Raw genomic sequence first — 17,969 nt, forward strand, 5'->3', positions numbered from 1 at the left:
GCAGAGGAATTAGAATGTTAAAAGCTTTAGGACTGCCTGAACACTGGCGTAAACCGCTGCTGGGCGTCGTGTTGGTTACCCTGGTTTCAGTAGCGGCTTTTTTTGAGACCTGGTCAGAAATTGTCGCTATTTGGTCGCGGTCAGACACATTCACGCACGGTTTTTTAGTGGCCCCGGTTAGTCTTTGGTTGATTTGGTCGCGCCGGGAGCTCTATCGAGATTTACGGCCGGTTTTTAGCCCGTTAGGTTTGCTGTTTATTATCGTTAGCGGATTTGGCTGGTTAATTGCGGATTTGGTGCATGTGGCGGTGATTCAGCAATGGGCCGTGGTTGGTGTTTTGGTCGGTGGTTTTTGGGCCGTGCTTGGCAGTCATACCGTCGCGCAAATGTTATTTCCGATAGTGTTTTTATTTTTGATGGTGCCATTCGGGGAAGCATTTATTCCGCCTTTAATGGAATACACCGCCACCTTTGTCGTTACGCTGATACGGCTGACCGGAATGAGTGTTTACCGGGAAGGCTTGTTTTTTACGCTAACCTCGGGTAACTGGTCGGTGGTAGAGGGTTGCAGTGGTTTGCGTTATTTGATTTCTTCGCTAACACTGGGTTCGGTCTATGCCTATCTCAATTACAGCAGCTACAAGAAACGGACTATCTTCATTACGCTCTCGTTTTTGGTGCCGATTTTAGCTAACGGTCTGCGCGCCTATTTGATTGTGATGATAGGCCACTTCAGTAACATGAAGCTGGCTGCGGGTGTCGATCACATCGTTTACGGCTGGGTGTTTTTTGGGATCGTCATGTTTGCGTTGTTTTATTTTGGCTCTTTTTGGCACGATTCGGATGCTGGGGTAGCGGCCGCATCGACCCCGGATTTGGCGGGTGACTCTAACCTTGCTGATGCTGCAACGATTTACAAACATTATTGGCCGGCTTTAACGATAAGCGCTTTATGCGTTTTCATTTGGCCGTTTGCGTCACAAAGCCTATCCGCACTGCAGGCCGCCCACGTCGAGGTACCCGAGCGCTTTAGCAGTCCGTCTTTGCCTGATTGGCAGCCGGTTGCAGCGCCCGATTGGGGTTGGGAGCCCAATTTTAAGGGCGTGGTGGCGGATGCCAAAGTTTATTTAAGCGATGGTCAAACGATAGTCGGTATGTATTTTGCCAATTTTGGCGATGAAACCCAAGGTGGTGAACTGGTCAATTCGCAAAATTATCTGGTGCCGCAAAAACACCCGATATGGCGGATGCTGCATGACGACGTCATTGCCATGCAGTGGGCGGCCGATAAAAGCGGCGATATTGAAGAAGCGGTACTAAACAGTACGCATCGGAGTTTGTTGGTTGAGCGTTGGTATCGGATTGGCAACAAAAATACCGCCAATGCCTATCTGGCGAAATGGTGGCAATTGCTGAAACGTTTGTCAGGTGATGCATCCGCTGAATTGCTTGTCGTGATGTATACCGAAACCCCGGATGGAGATTACGATTTGGCCCGGCAAAAATTGAAACAGCTCGCGGTAGCTTGTTGTGATTAAACGGCTGCGCTGAGCTTATTGTGACAATTCAATGAAAACGAAGGGGCAAATTTGCGAGTTAAATTGCCTAATCTAAGGCTTGACCCCAGCAGTTACCTAAATGTTAGACTAGACCAACCCATTTTCATTCAGCCCGTAAGGAAAACGACATTATGATCCCGGTAGTATTATCAGGTGGTTCAGGAACTCGGCTATGGCCTTTGTCTCGTGGTCAGTATCCCAAGCAATTTTTGCCCTTGGTGTCCGGCAACACCATGCTTCAAGAAACCATTTTAAGGCTTGATGGCGTTGCCGGCTTACAAGCGCCCATTGCGGTTTGTAATGAAGATCATCGGTTTATGCTCGCAGAGCAAATGCGGGAAATCGGCATCAAACCGGCTGCCATTATTTTGGAGCCTGTCGGTAAAAATACCGCACCGGCCGTAGCGATGGCGGCATTAAGTGCACGCTCCGAAGACGATGTGTTGTTGATTTTGCCAGCTGACCATGTGGTCGGTAATCGTGCCGCTTTCCATCGGGCGGTGGTTCAAGCCGAACTGTTGGCGAAACAGGATCTTTTGGTGACGTTTGGCATCGTCGCAACCGAGCCGGAAACCGGCTATGGCTACATCAAGCGCGGCGATACCCGCCATGGTGAAGCCTATAAAGTTGCCGCATTTGTTGAAAAGCCCGATTTGCAAACCGCGCAGCGCTATCTGGAAAGTGGCGAGTATTTTTGGAACAGCGGCATGTTCGCTTTTAAAGCGGGTTGCTTTTTGCGTGAGCTGGAAAAATTCAATCCGGAAATGCTGGAAGTGTGTAGAGAAGCCTTGCGGGCGGCAAAACCGGATATGGATTTTGTGCGTTTGGATAAGCAGATTTTTTCGACGTGTCCGTCTGATTCCATCGATTATGCGGTGATGGAGAAAACCGATAAGGCAGTGGTTATTCCTTTGGATGCAGAATGGAACGACGTCGGTTCTTGGTCCGCGCTTTGGGACGTAACGGATAAAGATGCAGCCGGCAACGCCATCAAAGGCGATGTGTTAACGGTGGATACTTGCAACTCCTATATTCACTCGGCTAATAAACTGGTAGCGGTGATCGGTGTGGATAATTTGGTAGTGGTCGAAACCGACGATGCGGTCATGATCGCCGCGAAAGATAGGGTGCAAGACGTCAAGGAAGTAGTCGATCAACTGAAAAAATTGAAACGCAGTGAAGCCAGCGTGCATCGTAAAGTTTACAGACCTTGGGGACATTACGATTTGGTCGATGCCGGTGAGCGCCATCAAACCAAGCGTATTGTCGTGAAGCCCGGCGCCAAATTATCAGTACAAAAGCATCATCACCGCGCAGAGCATTGGGTAGTTGTCAAAGGTACTGCCTGGGTGGATAAAAACGGTGAGAAAATTTTAGTCACCGAGAATGAATCGATTTATATCCCTTTGGGGGTTATTCACAGCCTGGAGAATCCGGGGGTGATTCCATTGGAAATGGTGGAAGTCCAGTCCGGCAGCTATCTAGGCGAAGACGATATCGTCCGTTACGAAGATCAATACGGTCGTATCTAATGCTCGCCTCAAGATATGCAGTTCGGCGACTGTTTATCGTGTAAATCATTTGCCGAATAGCAATTCCCGGCTATTTCGAAGAGATGGTTTGCATAAATCTGACGTTTGATGTGTCATCAAAATTAAATGCTTTTGTCTAAATTTACTGAAGTTCGCCGTTCAACGAAGAGCGGCGAAGGATTTTTTGTCAGCGTTTTGGTTTAAAGTTAGCCGTTTTATACCCGCCGAATAAAAAATTTGGTGCTTGCTTTATTCCGGAGTTGCTCTTGTCGCTACAAACAATCAACGATTTGTTGAAAAAACATAAGCTTGTCGAAGGCATGCTGAATAACCAGCCTATGCCGCGCCGCAAGTTGATCACTGCTTTGGTACAAAAGCAGCACATGGTGGAACTGCGTAGTCTGTTGGCGCGGCTGTCTGCTATCGAAATTGGGCAAATTCTGCATGCTCTGGACCTGGAAGATGCGAACTTGGTTTGGCAGCAGGTCGAGGAAGCCAGACAGGACGATGTGCTTTGGGAATTGTCCGATACCTTGCGCGAGGAATTGGTCGGCGACCGAGAACCGCATTGTGGCGTGGGACAAATGAGCGCATTCGAGTTGGTCGAAGGTCGCCTCGCTAAGGTCGCTATCACCTGCCGCCACGATTTGTACGCCATCAAGCCGATCTGGATCGATTTGTTGGCGCCAAGCAAGGCGCAGCGGCTGCTTATCGGGCAACATTATGGCCTGGAGTTGCCGGACCCCCTGGATTTGACCGATTTGGAAGCCAGCGCCCGGTTCTACGTAGAAGATCAGCACGAAATTCATATACATTCGGATTTTTTACTGGATCGCGAAGGCAAATCGCGCAGTGTACCTGTCGCCTTCATACTTCGCGGCGACATGTTGTTTTCGGTACGTAGTGAAGAATTGCCCGTGTTTCGTTTACAGCGTTTACGGGCTCGCACGCAGCCTGGCTTTGTCTCCGATTGTAAGGATATGTTGCTGGATTTATACGGCGCTGAAGCCGAGTATTCCGCGGATGCGCTGGAGAATATTTACGAGCAGTTGGAAATTGTCAGCAAAAAAGTTTTGAGCCAGGATATTAGCGACGAAGAAGCTGCGGATATTTTGACCGATATTGCCGCAGAGGAGGATTTAAACGGCCGAATCCGGCGGAATATGCTCGACACTCAGCGCGCCGTGTCGTTTTTGATTCGCCGCAAATTGCTAAATAGCACCCAGTTGGAAGATGCGCAGCAAATTCTGCGTGATATAGAGTCGCTTAATAGCCACACTGCGTTTTTGTTCGATAAGATTAACTTCCTGATGGATGCCACGGTCGGTTTTATCAACATCAATCAGAATAAAGTGATCAAAATTTTCTCGGTGGCTTCGGTGGCTATGTTGCCGCCCACCTTGATTGCCAGTATTTATGGTATGAATTTTGAGAATATGCCGGAATTGCAGTGGATGCTTGGCTATCCTTTTGCCCTCGGATTGATGACTGTCTCGGTATTGTTGCCGTTTATTTTCTTTAAAAGGAAAGGTTGGTTGAGATGAGCGAATGGCAATACCTCTGGCCCATTTAAAGCACAAATGTAGCCTGCGACAATATGCCACATTTGAATTTGAAATTTTCGCAACTATCATTAACCTAGCTTTTTCGTTCGGTTTGATAGTTAAAAGTTGCGTTATATTTCTTCCTATTGCTTCTAAGGCGGTTATTATTAATGACCGCCTTTTTTTGCCTAAAATAAATTTTGGTCAGCGTTTGGGATTGAATTTAATCAGCTTGATCGCGTTTTCATCGCGCTTAATTATTTCAATAATATGCCCATGCAGTTTCACGCTGGTACCCGGTTCCGGAATGGTTTCCATGTATTCGATTACCAAGCCATTCAAGGTTTTCGGGCCTTCGGTGGGCAAATCCCAATGCGTGATGCGATTGAGTTCGCGGATGGTTACGCCGGCATCCACCAGATAGCTACCGTCTTTTTGCATTTTTATATCGGGTTCTTCGGAGACCAATTCACCGACGATTTCCTGTAATAAATCATCCAACGTCACTAAGCCCTGTACATCGCCATATTCGTCTACTACCAAGCCGATACGGAGTTTTTCGGCCTTAAAGATTTGCATTTGCTTGTGAATCGAGGTGCTGGCCGGAATGAAAAAAGGCTTGGACAGGCTATTGGTGATATTGTGTTTATCGAAATCAGGGTCGCTAATTTGTGCCAAAATCGTACGTAAATGTAGAAAACCTATCACCCGGTCTATATTTTTTTTGTATACCGGCAAGCGAGTATGCGGGCTATTTTGAAGTTGTTTGATAATGTCTTCGACCGATTCTTCCAGATCGATACCGATAATTTCATTGCGATGGGTCATGATGTCGGTAACGCTGGCGGATTCCAGATCTAAAATACTCAACAGCATGTTTTGATAGCGCGTCGGCAAATGATTGGCATCCGAAACGATACTTTTTAACTCGTCTTTATTCAGCGATTCGATAGCCGTATTACTCGAGCTTTTAATACCGAACGGCCATAACAACAGGCTGGATATAGCGTTAATCACCCATACCAAGGGATAAAATATCTTTAATAACGGAATGTAAATCCAGGAGGATAGTAAGGCCAGCAACTCCGGTTTGAGGGCGCCCAGGGTTTTTGGGGTTACTTCGGAAAATACCAGCATGCCGAAAGTTAGCAGGCCGATAGCGGGGGCTATAGCGTTATCTCCGCTCACGCGGATGGCAATCAAGGTTGTTAAGGACGACGCCAGGATATTGACAAAATTGTTGCCCAGCAGGATCAGGCCCAGCAAACGGTCCGGCCTTTTTAAGAGTTGATGGGCTTTAATCGCGCCCTTATGATTTTTTTTCACCAAATGCTGCAACCGATAACGGTTCAGCGTCATCAAGGCGGTTTCAGAGCCGGAAAAAAAAGCTGAAATAATCAGTAAGGCTGCCAGTATACCGAACAGTATACTCAAAGATATGTCGTTCAAGGCAACGGGGCTCTTGGTTGTTAAACATCGAGCTAGTTTCTATGTTGTGGAAAATTTGTCAAGCTGCAAAATGGGATGGCTGATTAGTCAATCGATGTAAATAACATGAACTAAACTATGCAATAGCTTGAAATGGGGCCATTTTGACAATAACCGGATTCGATGCTTAACTTAAAATCAGCAACCCCCTTCCGCCTTAAAACAACGTAGTTTGTAGAGAATATACGCATGGCTTTGCCAGAAATTTTGCTCATTGATGACAACACCCACCGCAGTCAGCAAGTGGAAGGCATACTCCGGTTTTTGGAATATCGCGTGGAGGCGGTTGCCAGTAGCGATTTTGAAGCGGCGTTTAGAGATCATGACAGCTTCGGTGCGGTATTTGTCGGCTGCGGCGGAGACAAGCAAGCCAGCTTGATCAAAACGGTCACCGAAAGCGTCGGCGACATTCCTGTGGTTTTGCTGGTGGACGCCGGTGGGCCGCAGGTAGTTAGCGCCATTCAGCAAATGGTCAATAAAACCTTGGAGTGGCCGACTGTCTACCCGCTATTGATCCAACTATTGGACAGTTTGCCGCAGCCTGCGCAAGCCAGTAAAAAGTCGCTGCCTGATAAGGGTCTGGCGGGTAAAAGCAAAGCCATTCAAAAAACCCGTGCGCAGATCGATCAAGTCGCCAAATCTGACGCCACCGTACTTATATTGGGCGAGTCCGGCACAGGTAAGGAAGTGGTGGCGCAAGCGCTGCATCGTGCCTCTGCGCGGCGAGACAGGCCATTCGTGCCGGTCAATTGCGGGGCTATTCCCGGTGAACTGCTGGAAAGCGAATTGTTCGGCCACGAGAAGGGTGCATTTACCGGCGCGTTGACTTCGCGGCAAGGTCGTTTCGAAATGGCGGAAGGCGGTACGCTGTTTTTGGATGAAATTGGCGACATGCCGATGCCGATGCAGGTTAAATTGTTAAGAGTATTGCAGGAACGCACTTTCGAACGTGTCGGCAGTAATAAAACCATCCATTGCGATGTGCGGATTATTGCCGCGACGCATCGTCACCTCGAACAGGAAATTGCCGAGAAGCGCTTTCGAGAGGATTTGTTTTATCGTCTGAACGTGTTCCCGATCGAAGTGCCAGCCTTGCGGGAAAGAGCCGAAGATATTCCTTATTTAATCAACGACCTGATTGCCCGCATGGAAGCCGCCAACCGGGGTACCGTCAGTTTATCGCCTCGCGCAATCGCCACCTTGATGCAACACAGTTGGCCCGGTAATGTCCGCGAGTTGTCAAATTTGATCGAGCGTTTAGCCATCATTAGTCCGGATGCTAGTGTCGATGTCAGTGATTTACCGGAAAAATTTCAGGGCTATGAAGTACCGGAAGGCGTGCAGATTGTATTGCCGGAGCAAGATATTCACATTGTGCGGCCGGCTGAGCGTGAAGCGATGGCAATGCCGACACCCGGTGCAGTTGCGGCCGTGCATTTACCCGAACAAGGTATCGATCTTAAGGAATATTTGACCGATCTCGAGAACGAACTGATTCGTCAGGCTTTGGAAGAATGCAATGGCGTTGTCGCCCATGCCGCCAAACTGTTGAATATGCGCAGAACCACTCTCGTGGAAAAGCTGCGCAAAACCGATACGGCTTAGACCGCACACCGCCTTGCCATGAATAAACTCGATGCTGAATTGTCGTCAGCCTTACTGATACCGGAAATTGTCGCCAATATTGCCGGTATTCGCCAATTGCGCCGCGATATACACGCCCATCCGGAGTTGTGCTTCGAAGAGATGCGTACCGCGGATTTGGTCGCGGCTAAACTGACCGAATGGGGGATTCCTATTCATCGCGGCTTGGGTAAAACCGGTGTAGTCGGGATCATCAAAGCAGGGAGTTCCGACAAGGCAATCGGCTTGCGTGCCGATATGGACGCCTTGCCGATGCATGAACAAAACAGCTTTGCACATGCCTCGCGGTACCCAGGCAAAATGCACGGCTGCGGGCATGATGGCCATACCGCGATGTTGTTGGCTGCGGCGCAATATCTGGCAACCCAGCGTTATTTTGACGGGACTGTCTATCTAATATTCCAACCGGCGGAAGAGGGCGGTGGCGGCGCCGATGAGATGATCAAGGATGGCCTGTTTGAATTGTTTCCGATGCAAGCGGTTTATGGCATGCACAATTGGCCGGAGTTGCCGGCTGGGCAATTTGCGGTGAGTCCCGGACCGGTGATGGCATCCTTGAATACTTTTCGCATCCTGATTCGCGGCAAAGGCTGTCATGCGGCATTGCCGCACTTGGGATTGGATCCGGTGCCGGTGGCCGCGCAAATGATTATGGCGTTTCAAACCATCTTAACCCGCAGCGCCCATCCCTTGGATAACGGTTTGATTTCAGTCACGATGTTACATGCCGGTGAGGCGACCAATATTATTGCCGATACCTGCGAGCTAGCTGGTACGGTACGCACATTCTCCAACCAATTACTGGATTTGATCGAAACCCGTATGCAGGAAGTAGCCCGGCATATTTGTCTGGCACATGGAATGGCATGTGATTTTGAATTTAAACGTAGCTATCCGCCGACGGTTAATCACCTTGAGGCAGTCGAAACGTCCCGTAGCGTCATGGCCTCTATTGTTGGCGACCGGCATGTTTTGGAGCAAAAAGCCACGATGGGCGCCGAAGATTTTGCGTTTATGCTGCAAAAGTTACCCGGCAGCTACTGTTTCATCGGCAACGGCGCCGGTGATCATCGCAGTATTGGTCATGGCGCCGGTCCTTGTGCCCTGCATAACACCAGTTACGATTTTAACGATGATATTTTGCCTCTAGGCGCGACCTATTGGGTGAGATTGGTAGAAACTTGTCTGTCAGCTTAAATAATGCCTGCCAAACGACTGTGACAGAGTGGATTGAAAATGCCGGTTTTGTGACAACTCTGGCAGTTTTTGCGACAAAATTGCCAGGTCAGTGCACAGTTTTCCATGCTTAGCTCATGAGGAGAGCGTTTTCCTTCAAAGCATCAACCCGGGAAAGAATCAGTCTGGGTTTCTTTTGTTTTAGAAAAAGCAGGATTTTGAGGTACTTGGACGGATTCCGGTTTGCGCTCAGGCTATTGAAGCGTAATCGATGAGTGATTTGGCGTGGATCATGCTGCTTGGTTGTTGGGTTTAACCAGCAAATTAGGTGGATGTCATGAAAACCTCAAGCAACGAAATCACCCAACTCAGCAACACACGCACTTTATTCGTTGAAACGCTGAGTCAGCAATTTATCGCGCTAACCGGCTGCGGCGTTTATGTCTATCTCAACCCGGTCGATATCAGCGGTTTATTCAACCAATACTTAAGCGATACGCTGTCGATTAATACGTTCGCCAGACAATGTGTGAAAAACGTATTGGAATAACCCGGCAATTCAACCGAGAAAAGCGATGAGGAAGCAGGGCATCTTATCGATTCACTGCTTCCTGACGCTCAGTTTCGGGCAAAGGCGACTTGATAACCGTTGAGAAATTCGCAGCGTTCCAAGCTTTCCGCAATCGCAGGAATCGATATTTTATGATTACCGGTTGCAATAAAAACCAGATGCCATTCTTCGTGTTTATTGTTGCTGATAACGGCAATCGAGCCTTCGGCCAATCGATAACCCAAGGCATTTGCCAAATCGTTAATCTCGGTCTGATTAGGTCGATAGCTGGTTTGAAAACGCAAAATCACCGACACTGCATGACGGGAAGGTAAGGCTGCTTCGATTCGCCCGCCCCAGATCATCGTCGCCGACGCAATTAAAGCCAACAAAATGGCCGCAAAATAAAACCCGGCGCCGCATAAAATACCAATCGCCGAAGAGGCCCAAATCGATGCGGCGGTCGTCAAGCCGCTGATGTTCAGACCTTCCTTCATGATTACGCCGGCACCCAAGAAACCGATACCTGTCACGATGCCTTGAATAACCCGAGTGGGGTCGGCGGTAGTGGTGAGCGGCAATAAGCCGCCAAACCAGAACTGCGGGTAACCGACGATAACCGTTACTGCCGCGGAAGCCATGCACACCAGACCATAGGTGCGCATGCCGGCTGCTCGGCCGTGGTAGGAGCGTTCGTAGCCCACCACCATGCCCAAAAACAAAGCGCCGACGATATTCATCAGAATCACCACGCTGGCTTCCAATTGGGCAAGCGACCAAAACGAAATCAGCCGGTCCGGCGAGATTGGATTCATGTTTATCGTCCGGTTTTTTGGTAGATACGGGCTAAAGGCTTGGGCCTATGGCACCGTTTCCACTTCAACATTGATTTCAACAGGCTTTTGATAATAGATGCCGGACAGTTTACGTTTGAACTCGTCTGTTATATCCCTAGCATCCTGGCGGCTTTTCATCACGCGCGGGGTGAGCAGCACCACCAGCTCGGTTTTGTCCTTGTTCCGCGTCGTACCGCCGAAAAGCGGCCCGATTAAGGGAATCTCGTGCAGTAGCGGCACGCCGTCGCGCAAATAATCGTTGTTTTCTTTGATCAAACCGCCCAAAACAATGGTTTCACCGCTTTGTACTGCAACGCTGCTCTCGATTTCCCTTTTTTGAATGGTGGGCGAGTCGATGGTGTCGCTGGTCGTGGTTTTAATAGCCTGATTAACACTTTGTAATATGTCCATCAGCACCAATCCACCGGCATTCACCCTGGGCCTAACCGACAAATTCACACCGGTATCGATCATTTGGATTGAACTGGTTTGCACGATACCGTTATTGGAATTGTTGCTGCTCAAATTGCTGGAAACCGACGAACGTATCGGCACCGAATCGCCGACTTTGATCGTGGCTTCCTGGTTGTTCAATACCATCAAGGACGGCGAGGAGATGACATTGACGTTATTATTGACAGCACTGGCATTTAGTACGGCTTGAATGTCCTTTGAACCGCTAGAAAAAGCGTAGGAGAAACCACTTGTGCCAAATGCCTTCATAGCATCTTTAGCAACATTTGTGAGACTCAAGCCTTGTGCAGAGCCTCCAGCTGTATCGTTATTTCCTCCGTTATTGTGGCTAAAATACCATTGCAATCCATACTTTAAATCGTCTTTCAGCGTAACTTCCACAATCGTGGCATCGATCATCACTTGTAAAGGCAGCACATCCAGCTGTTTTAACACGCGCTCAATCACTGCATATTCCTGGGCGGTCGCGACGATAATCAGTGCGTTATTGCCTTCGTCGGCGATGATTTTTACATTCGGCATATCGTTGTTATTGCTGCCGCCCGAATTGCCGCTTAAATTGCCGCTGAGTGCGCCGCTGCCGCTTTTATCTTTGGTTCGGTCGCTGAGCGTTCTATCGCTCATCGAATCCTGCTGCCGGTTGGCGCTGCCTGCGCTGCTACTTGATGAACTATCCGACTTTTTATTGGTGGCCGATAATGATTTGCGGCCGGAGGCGATAGAAGCCTTGCTGGATTTGCCGGAACCGCCGCTACCGAAAATATTGCTTAAAGTTTCGGCCAAATCGGTGGCGCTGACATGTTGCGCCCGGTAGACATTCACGCCGCCGGCTGCCGCTGTGTTAATGCGATCCAGCCTATATACCCAGTTTTCAATGTCCTTCAGATAACCGGCTTGATGGGTGACGGCTAATACCGCGTTAAGCCTTTCTATTTCGATAAACCGGAAAAAGCTGGCTTCGTCGTCTTTGGATTTTTTGGTGTTGAAGATTTGCTCCAGCTCTTCAATGATTTTGCCGGCGCTGACGTTAGCCGGTGTAAACAGAGCAAAGGAGCGGCCTTTTAAAATATCGACATCAAAGGTATTGACCACATCCAACGCCCTGGAGATTTCCGCGCCGGAACCGGCGACCAATATCAGATTACGGTTCGGATCGACATGCAGCAAGGATTTTTCCGGCAATAACGGTTTCAATATCTCCGCCAGTTCCGAGGCCGCGACATTTTTGACCGGAATTACCCGCACCTGATAACCATTGGGCATTTTGGCGCCGGACAGCGAGCTGATTGAGCTGCTGTACAAGGCTTCATTGGACGGTTTAATCAGATACATGCCGCCTTGTTCGGTCAGGGCGGCATTATTCAAGCTCAGCAGCATGTCCAGCGTTGGAATCAGCTCGTCCTTGCTTAAGGGTTTGGAAGTTTGCAAGGTTACTTTGCCGACCACTTGCGGACTGATAGTGTAGTTCCGGCCCAGAATATCGCTGAGTATTACTTTCGCCACTTCGCCCAGATCGGCGTCATCGAAATTCAAACTGTATTCGCCCTTACCACTGGTTTTGCCGCTGCCTTGGTGGCCGGCTTGCGGGGCGATGCTTGCGTCGCCGCTAGGGTACATTTCGACTTTAGTGATTCTATTTTCGGCGTTTTTATTGGCCTCGTTAGCCAGTTCCGGAATCAACAAAGTATCTTCTTGAGCCGGTTTGTGATCGGCAATAGCCAGTTTTTCATGCAACTGCGGGCCGATAAATTCACAGCCGGTCATGGACAGCGCCAACGCCAACATTGGAGGAATGTTGATTTTTTTAGTTGTCATTGATGTTCTCGGGATTTTCATTAGGTACTGGTTCTATAGGTTTGGCAACGGCGTTGGGCTGCGGCGGTCTGGGCGGTACGGCTGGCTTGCCCGGTACCGGAGGCTTGACTTGCGCACGCGGCTTTCTCAATACGACCGATTTTTCCTGGCTGCCTTGCTGAAGCAGCACATGGTCGGCGTGTATTTGCTTCAGCAGCCAGCCGGATATGCTTTGTTCTTCGGTTATTTTTAAAAACTTTTTGGCTTCGTTGCGCTTTCTAAACAAGGCGGTCGGCTTGTTATTTTTATCGTAAACGCCGATTAACTCCCAATCGTCGATTTGTCCGGAATCTTGAGTTTGCAAATTGTCGGTCGGATTGGTTTCGGCGACAGGCTTTCGGCCTTCCACAAACAAAGGTCTATCGACAATATCGCTGTAGGTTTCCGCAGAGCCGCTATTATCGGCGATATTGGGCAGTTGCTCGGCCGGGGATTCGGTTTGCGGGCGCGGCTCAAGCAGTGTTTGCAATTGCTTTAAGGTATATTGACTATACATCCATTCCGCTGCCAACAGCAGGCTCAGCGTGCCGCAACCCAGTAATTGCAATCTGATCAGTTTCTGATTCATGAGGCTTTGGCTCGCATAAAGCTGATCACTTCAAAACTGACATTCAACTGAGAACTGGGGTCCATTTTGTTGGTGCTGCGGTTACGCGCGCCGCGTACCGGGGAAATGTCCAATTGATCGACCAGCAGCAAGGGCATATTGGTATCCAGACTATGCAGCACCGCGCGCAATGCTTCAATGCTGCCGCTCATGCGCACTTTTACCGCGATACGCACAAAATCCTCTTCGGCCTTGCCCGGTAAACCTTGCGTGCTGGTCAGTTGGCCGCCGGCTTCCGTTACTGCGGTCTTGACGATGTTTTGCAGCTCAGCTGAGGCCAAGGCTTCGGTGTCGCTGTCGCTCAGATAGCCTTGCTGTTGGTATTGTTGATTCAATGATTCCAGGTTTTGGGCAACGCTGTCGCGGCGGGCGACAATAGCTTGTTGGCGTTGCAAACGAAACAACAGGTCGTTTTTTTGCTCGCGGTAATCCAGCCAGCTGCTGAATAAAGGCAGCAGTACCAAAAATATCACGGTAAATAACACCAATCCGAGTAAAGCCAGTGCCAGCCAGCGCTGATAGCGCGCTTGATTCATTGCTCGGACCCTCCATTTGCCTCGGATTCAGCTGGAGCAGGCTGGCTGGTCGTCGTCGCCTCAGTATCCTCAGCAGGCTCGGCGGGTGGCGGGCTAACATCCATACTAATTTGAAAGCGCTCGCGCCCGGTGGCTTTATCCTGGGTCAACGGGGAGACGAAACTGACATTGCTGAAATATCCGGAACTTTCCAACAAACCGATCAAAGACGATGCGCCCGGCGATTGACCCTGGATTTGCAGACGTTTGTCGGCAAATTGAAAATGCGTCAACCAGCTGTCATCTTTTAATAAGGTGCTGAGTTCATTCAATACCGCAACCAGAGCGGGAGACTGGGTTTTAATGTCTATCAAACGTTGGGTTTGCTGGCGTAAGGCATCGATTTCGTGCTGTTGTTCTTCTATTACGCGGGTTTCTTTTTCCAGCGTTTTGATGTGATTTTTCAAGACATCGACGGCTTGACCTTCCTGCCACACCGGCCAAATCAAAACTGCCAGAAACAACAGTAACAGTAAGCTGTTCAGCAGCCAATGCATGGCTTGAGCTAAGGCGTTGCCGCGCGGCCGGTAGCGTTCCGGGAGTAAATTGTAAGCGGGCGCATCGGCAGGGCAGACGGTACTGGCATGGCAAAAATCCACCCGTACCGGCTGTATCCCCAAAGCCTGTAGTTTGATCAGTTGCTCGTCCAGTAAGGTTTTAGGCGTAAATACCAGTAATACTTCAATTTGACCATGCTCGGTTTTACCGAGCGGAATGGCGGCAAAATAGACTTGCTCTGCCTTGAACGGCGTGTAACGGTCCAACTCAAAGCCGACAACTTGCTGCAGATTCTCTTGCGCCGCAGCGGGTAAATAGACGATTTTTTTTAGCGCCTGTGTAGGGTCCAGGCGCAAGATACATTCGGCTTTTTCAAAATCCGGATGTTGGGCCTTCAAGGTTTGATAACCATCCGCGAGGTTGCTGTCCAAGCGCCATGTCATCGGGGTTTGCTGTTCGGCCTCGCGGTAAAAACGGATTTGAAAATCCGCGTCGGCGGCGCTGATTACGAGTGCGCCACTACGGTCTGTCAGCAAGGATCTGAGACGACTCGGTACCAAAAACGCCAATTCTCGCCCCCACCACTGGAAGAAACGTTTCAGATCGAAATCAATGCTGGTTTGTAAATTCATCTTGAACGGTAATGAGCTGGGATTCCTTGGCCGAGTCGAATAAGGCCAATACTTGCTGACCTTGTTTCCAATCCAGGATTTGGTAGGGCGCTTGGCTGGGGTCTTGGTTCTGGATTCTTACCACTGCTTCGATAGCGGCCGTCGCCTGATCTTCCAGCAGGGTTTGTACCATAATAGTATACGTTTGCTCTTCATCCGCCAATGCCGGATCGGTCTGATCGGCCGTGCTATCGTCTGCCGCAGCCGATTCAGACAAGCGTTTGTCCAAGTATACATCATGAATATTCTGTGCCTTCAGGTTGTCACCAACCATTTCCAGTAACTCCGACGGTGCCCTCTGCAAGTTTAATTCCGCTTGTCCGGAATAGATGGTAATCCACGGTTGCAGCTGCTCGAAAATTTCGGCGTTGAACCCCAGCACTAATTGCAACTCCTCCAGGGATTGAAAAGGTTGATTGCTGGGCTGATAAGCTAGCCCGGCCTGCCGATATTGTTTTTTCTCGGCGCCTTGCGGACGCGGATCATCGTCGGCGTCTCGCCAATCCAGCAGGGCATCCAACAAATTCTGCTGTAGCTTTTTGTCGTCGCTTACCGAACTAATCAAGGCCTTTAATAAAGGTTCCTCCGCGGCGTTGATATCGACTTTGCCGGATTCGGCGATAATTCGGATCCGAATTTCGCTATCGTTGCCCGGTATTCGATAGATACTGCCATCCGCCTGCCAACGCCGCTCGGGATCGGCCTGTTGCAGCATGAATTGGGCAATGTTTAAACCGGTTTCCGCCAGTGCTAGGGCTTGGGCATTGTTTTTCAACGCGCCGGCGACGCTGCTTTCCCGGCGCATACTTAACGCAAAACTGCCGGCCATCAGGCTTAGCAGTGTCAAAATCCAAATGACGATTACCAGCGCCAGACCGCGTTGCCGATGGGCTGCCTGTGCACAAAGCATGCTATTCATTCGCGATGCCGGGCTGCTGGTTTTGCTCGCCGAGCAACGCTTCTGCGTTCGGCTGGCCGTTGATTTTTAATGCAAATATCATGTCCGGCCAAAAACTGTCGTCGTTTAGTGCGATGCTGACTTTTACCAGTTTGGGTAACTGGCCGGTGGCTTGTCCTTGCCATTCGTCCAGCCAAGCACCATTACCGTCAACGTTGTCAGCCGATGCGCCAAAGTAACTGATTTTGAAATGCCGTAAGTTTTCCAATAACACGACGGGTTCGGCGTCGGCCGGTATCGATTCGGTTTGCCGGTAAGGGGTTAATGCGACTTTCAGGGTCGACGGCTGCTGCGGGTCCAGGCCGACATGAAACACTTGTAAGCCCTTGCGCGCCGACGCGGCCGGCAGCGCAGAGACAAAGCTGATGCTTTGCGGCAAGCCTTCGAAAGCCAGTTTCGGCAATTCTTGCGATGCCAGTTGTTGAGCGTTTTGTGCTTGGTTTTCCTGGATGATAGGGAAGGGTTTGGTATTGCTCAAATGCCGTTTGAAGAATTGGTAAACCACGGCTTTTTTATTCACTTCGCTGATTTTGGCTTCACCGCTGTTCCAGCTTTCCGCGGCTATCCGCAAACTGGCGAAGAGCAAGACCACCATGATCCCCAGCAAGCTGATGGCTATCAGCATTTCGATCAGCGTAAATCCTTTTACCGATGAATGCTGCGACACTAGCCCGGACCTGGTTGTTGTAGTTTTAAGGTATGCAATTCCACGGCACGCGGTTGTTCGTCCTCGCCCCACGCCACCACTACCCGCACCGACATCAGCACCGGTGCCGGCTTTTGTTGATCGGGATCCGTATCTTTCAGACTGGCACGGGATTGCACGGGCGTCGCCGGATTGACCGTGATTTGCCAGTCGTATTTATCGCCTTCCGTGCCCTGGCTTTCACCGACTGTCAGCTCTGTCTCTACCCCAGTGCGGGCCATCAGCGATTCCGCAATTTGCACCGCGATAGTGTATTCCTCGGAAATAACCGCATTGTTAACACCGGTGCCGAAGATGCGCAGCAGTATCGTCAATGCTATCGCCATGATGGAAAAGGCGACCAGAATTTCCAGCAGGGAAAAGCCTTTATGCCGCTGCATCGGAAATACTGACCTGGCCGGTAATCCAGTTAACGTCGATGCGGCGCAATTGATTGCCCCATTCCAGCGTGATCCGGCCGCCGGTGGACGAGCCGTCGCCAAAGAACCGAATATGGCCTTGTTCGCCCTCGCTAAACTCTTCCTCCGCGACCACTAAGGACACGTCAATCTCTTCGGCAAACGGATAAGTTTTGTCGTGGTTACTGATGCGGTAACTGTTGTCTTGCAGGTCGATGGCGACACTGACCGGCTTTTGCGTCATCAGTGCCTGGCCGTGGGCGTAACGCAGAGCCGACGCCATATCCCTGGCGACGGCTTGTAGCTTGGTACTGCGGTTGCCGGAGCCGATATTGCTGCCGACCACCGCAAAAGCCAGCACGCTGATCAGCAGTACGATGATCAGCTCGATCAGCGTAAAGCCTTGCATGCGTTGGCGGGCGGGCAGGGCGGTCATTTATTCCCAGCTGTTGATATCCTGATCTTCGCCTTCGCCGCCTTCTTTTTCATCGGCACCATAGCTGAACAAATCGAACTTACCGTGTTGGCCGGGGAAGACGTAGTGATAATCCTGATTCCAAGGATCTTGCGGGATTTTGTCCTTACGCAGGTAGGGGCCGTTCCAGCGCTTGGCATCGGCCGGTCTTTCCACTAACGCGGCCAAGCCTTGTTGGCTGGTGGGGTAGCGGCCTTCGTCCAGTTTGTACATGTCCAGCGACGCCGCCAGATCCTCGATTTGTACTCTGGCGGCCTTGGTTTTGGAGGCGCCCATATGTTTCATCACCTGCGGGCCGACAATCCCGGCCAGCATGGCGATAATGCCCAATACCACCAATAATTCCAGTAAGGTAAAACCGCCGTGGCGGCGTAACATGTGTTTCATTTGCAAAACTCCTTCTATAAAAATGGATGGTACCGGC

17 protein-coding genes are annotated in these 17,969 nt (G+C 50.1%); 6 read left to right on the plus strand and 11 right to left on the minus strand.

The window, feature by feature from the left end:
• The first annotated feature begins 14 nt into the window (after positions 1 to 14).
• The 3 genes from xrtA to corA all read left to right on the plus strand — a co-directional run bounded on the left by xrtA (position 15) and on the right by corA (position 4,635).
• Complete coding sequence (xrtA, locus tag ACWAU0_RS15080; protein WP_458137151.1) at positions 15 to 1,538, plus strand: exosortase A; 1,524 nt, start codon at positions 15 to 17, stop codon at positions 1,536 to 1,538.
• Between the two features lie 152 nt (positions 1,539 to 1,690).
• Positions 1,691 to 3,091: a mannose-1-phosphate guanylyltransferase/mannose-6-phosphate isomerase gene (locus ACWAU0_RS15085; RefSeq protein ID WP_171694834.1), complete on the plus strand. Its 1,401-nt coding sequence runs from the start codon at positions 1,691 to 1,693 to the stop codon at positions 3,089 to 3,091.
• Positions 3,092 to 3,357: 266 nt separating this feature from the next.
• A complete protein-coding gene (gene corA / locus ACWAU0_RS15090; RefSeq protein WP_458137152.1) occupies positions 3,358 to 4,635 on the plus strand; it encodes a magnesium/cobalt transporter CorA in 1,278 nt (425 codons plus the stop codon).
• A 204-nt stretch (positions 4,636 to 4,839) separates the two neighbouring features.
• Here corA and ACWAU0_RS15095 read toward each other — a convergent pair whose 3' ends face one another.
• Positions 4,840 to 6,084, minus strand: a complete 1,245-nt coding sequence (locus ACWAU0_RS15095) for an HlyC/CorC family transporter (RefSeq protein ID WP_458137153.1) — start codon at positions 6,082 to 6,084, stop codon at positions 4,840 to 4,842.
• A gap of 228 nt (positions 6,085 to 6,312) precedes the next feature.
• Between ACWAU0_RS15095 and ACWAU0_RS15100 the strand changes: the two genes are divergently transcribed.
• The 3 genes from ACWAU0_RS15100 to ACWAU0_RS15110 all read left to right on the plus strand — a co-directional run bounded on the left by ACWAU0_RS15100 (position 6,313) and on the right by ACWAU0_RS15110 (position 9,493).
• A complete protein-coding gene (locus ACWAU0_RS15100) occupies positions 6,313 to 7,728 on the plus strand; it encodes a sigma-54 dependent transcriptional regulator (RefSeq protein WP_458137154.1) in 1,416 nt (471 codons plus the stop codon).
• 18 nt (positions 7,729 to 7,746) lie between these two features.
• A complete protein-coding gene (locus ACWAU0_RS15105; RefSeq protein WP_458137155.1) occupies positions 7,747 to 8,964 on the plus strand; it encodes a M20 aminoacylase family protein in 1,218 nt (405 codons plus the stop codon).
• A 316-nt stretch (positions 8,965 to 9,280) separates the two neighbouring features.
• On the plus strand, positions 9,281 to 9,493 hold the full coding sequence (locus ACWAU0_RS15110) for a hypothetical protein (RefSeq protein ID WP_033159564.1): 213 nt from the start codon (positions 9,281 to 9,283) through the stop codon (positions 9,491 to 9,493).
• 68 nt (positions 9,494 to 9,561) lie between these two features.
• Here the strand turns inward: ACWAU0_RS15110 and ACWAU0_RS15115 are convergent, their stop codons facing one another.
• From ACWAU0_RS15115 to gspG, 10 genes are read right to left on the minus strand one after another with little or no spacing between them, the layout of a single operon-like run.
• On the minus strand, positions 9,562 to 10,308 hold the full coding sequence (locus ACWAU0_RS15115) for an MgtC/SapB family protein (RefSeq protein WP_458137156.1): 747 nt from the start codon (positions 10,306 to 10,308) through the stop codon (positions 9,562 to 9,564).
• 45 nt (positions 10,309 to 10,353) lie between these two features.
• Complete coding sequence (gene gspD, locus ACWAU0_RS15120) at positions 10,354 to 12,618, minus strand: type II secretion system secretin GspD (protein ID WP_458137157.1); 2,265 nt, start codon at positions 12,616 to 12,618, stop codon at positions 10,354 to 10,356.
• Positions 12,608 to 13,225, minus strand: a complete 618-nt coding sequence (locus ACWAU0_RS15125) for a hypothetical protein (RefSeq protein ID WP_205453940.1) — start codon at positions 13,223 to 13,225, stop codon at positions 12,608 to 12,610. The genes gspD and ACWAU0_RS15125 overlap by 11 nt, the downstream gene beginning before the upstream one ends.
• Complete coding sequence (gene gspM / locus ACWAU0_RS15130; RefSeq protein ID WP_101052139.1) at positions 13,222 to 13,800, minus strand: type II secretion system protein GspM; 579 nt, start codon at positions 13,798 to 13,800, stop codon at positions 13,222 to 13,224. Before gspM ends, ACWAU0_RS15125 begins: the two co-directional genes overlap by 4 nt.
• On the minus strand, positions 13,797 to 14,969 hold the full coding sequence (locus tag ACWAU0_RS15135; RefSeq protein WP_458137158.1) for a PilN domain-containing protein: 1,173 nt from the start codon (positions 14,967 to 14,969) through the stop codon (positions 13,797 to 13,799). Before ACWAU0_RS15135 ends, gspM begins: the two co-directional genes overlap by 4 nt.
• Entirely contained in the window at positions 14,947 to 15,927 is a 981-nt protein-coding gene (locus ACWAU0_RS15140) for a type II secretion system minor pseudopilin (RefSeq protein ID WP_458137159.1), read from the minus strand. Before ACWAU0_RS15140 ends, ACWAU0_RS15135 begins: the two co-directional genes overlap by 23 nt.
• Positions 15,920 to 16,633: a prepilin-type N-terminal cleavage/methylation domain-containing protein gene (locus ACWAU0_RS15145; RefSeq protein ID WP_205453942.1), complete on the minus strand. Its 714-nt coding sequence runs from the start codon at positions 16,631 to 16,633 to the stop codon at positions 15,920 to 15,922. Before ACWAU0_RS15145 ends, ACWAU0_RS15140 begins: the two co-directional genes overlap by 8 nt.
• A complete protein-coding gene (locus ACWAU0_RS15150; RefSeq protein WP_205453943.1) occupies positions 16,633 to 17,052 on the minus strand; it encodes a type IV pilus modification PilV family protein in 420 nt (139 codons plus the stop codon). Before ACWAU0_RS15150 ends, ACWAU0_RS15145 begins: the two co-directional genes overlap by 1 nt.
• Positions 17,039 to 17,506 (minus strand): GspH/FimT family pseudopilin, encoded by a 468-nt coding sequence (locus ACWAU0_RS15155; protein WP_033159572.1) that lies wholly within the window; start codon positions 17,504 to 17,506, stop codon positions 17,039 to 17,041. The genes ACWAU0_RS15150 and ACWAU0_RS15155 overlap by 14 nt, the downstream gene beginning before the upstream one ends.
• Positions 17,507 to 17,932, minus strand: coding sequence for a type II secretion system major pseudopilin GspG (gspG, locus tag ACWAU0_RS15160; RefSeq protein WP_033159576.1), 426 nt, complete (start codon positions 17,930 to 17,932; stop codon positions 17,507 to 17,509).
• Positions 17,933 to 17,969 lie beyond the last annotated feature (37 nt).

The organism is Methylomonas sp. Uni0009 (assembly GCF_054188105.3).

Bases quoted from the DNA above. Each gene is read 5' to 3' on its own strand.
- xrtA (WP_458137151.1), top strand. From the start codon at position 15: ATGTTAAAAGCTTTAGGACTGCCTGAACACTGGCGTAAACCGCTGCTG.
- ACWAU0_RS15085 (WP_171694834.1), top strand. From the start codon at position 1,691: ATGATCCCGGTAGTATTATCAGGTGGTTCAGGAACTCGGCTATGGCCT.
- ACWAU0_RS15100 (WP_458137154.1), top strand. From the start codon at position 6,313: ATGGCTTTGCCAGAAATTTTGCTCATTGATGACAACACCCACCGCAGT.
- ACWAU0_RS15105 (WP_458137155.1), top strand. From the start codon at position 7,747: ATGAATAAACTCGATGCTGAATTGTCGTCAGCCTTACTGATACCGGAA.
- ACWAU0_RS15110 (WP_033159564.1), top strand. From the start codon at position 9,281: ATGAAAACCTCAAGCAACGAAATCACCCAACTCAGCAACACACGCACT.
- ACWAU0_RS15115 (WP_458137156.1), bottom strand. From the start codon at position 10,308: ATGAATCCAATCTCGCCGGACCGGCTGATTTCGTTTTGGTCGCTTGCC.
- gspD (WP_458137157.1), bottom strand. From the start codon at position 12,618: ATGACAACTAAAAAAATCAACATTCCTCCAATGTTGGCGTTGGCGCTG.
- ACWAU0_RS15125 (WP_205453940.1), bottom strand. From the start codon at position 13,225: ATGAATCAGAAACTGATCAGATTGCAATTACTGGGTTGCGGCACGCTG.
- gspM (WP_101052139.1), bottom strand. From the start codon at position 13,800: ATGAATCAAGCGCGCTATCAGCGCTGGCTGGCACTGGCTTTACTCGGA.
- ACWAU0_RS15135 (WP_458137158.1), bottom strand. From the start codon at position 14,969: ATGAATTTACAAACCAGCATTGATTTCGATCTGAAACGTTTCTTCCAG.
- ACWAU0_RS15140 (WP_458137159.1), bottom strand. From the start codon at position 15,927: ATGAATAGCATGCTTTGTGCACAGGCAGCCCATCGGCAACGCGGTCTG.
- ACWAU0_RS15150 (WP_205453943.1), bottom strand. From the start codon at position 17,052: ATGCAGCGGCATAAAGGCTTTTCCCTGCTGGAAATTCTGGTCGCCTTT.
- ACWAU0_RS15155 (WP_033159572.1), bottom strand. From the start codon at position 17,506: ATGACCGCCCTGCCCGCCCGCCAACGCATGCAAGGCTTTACGCTGATC.
- gspG (WP_033159576.1), bottom strand. From the start codon at position 17,932: ATGAAACACATGTTACGCCGCCACGGCGGTTTTACCTTACTGGAATTA.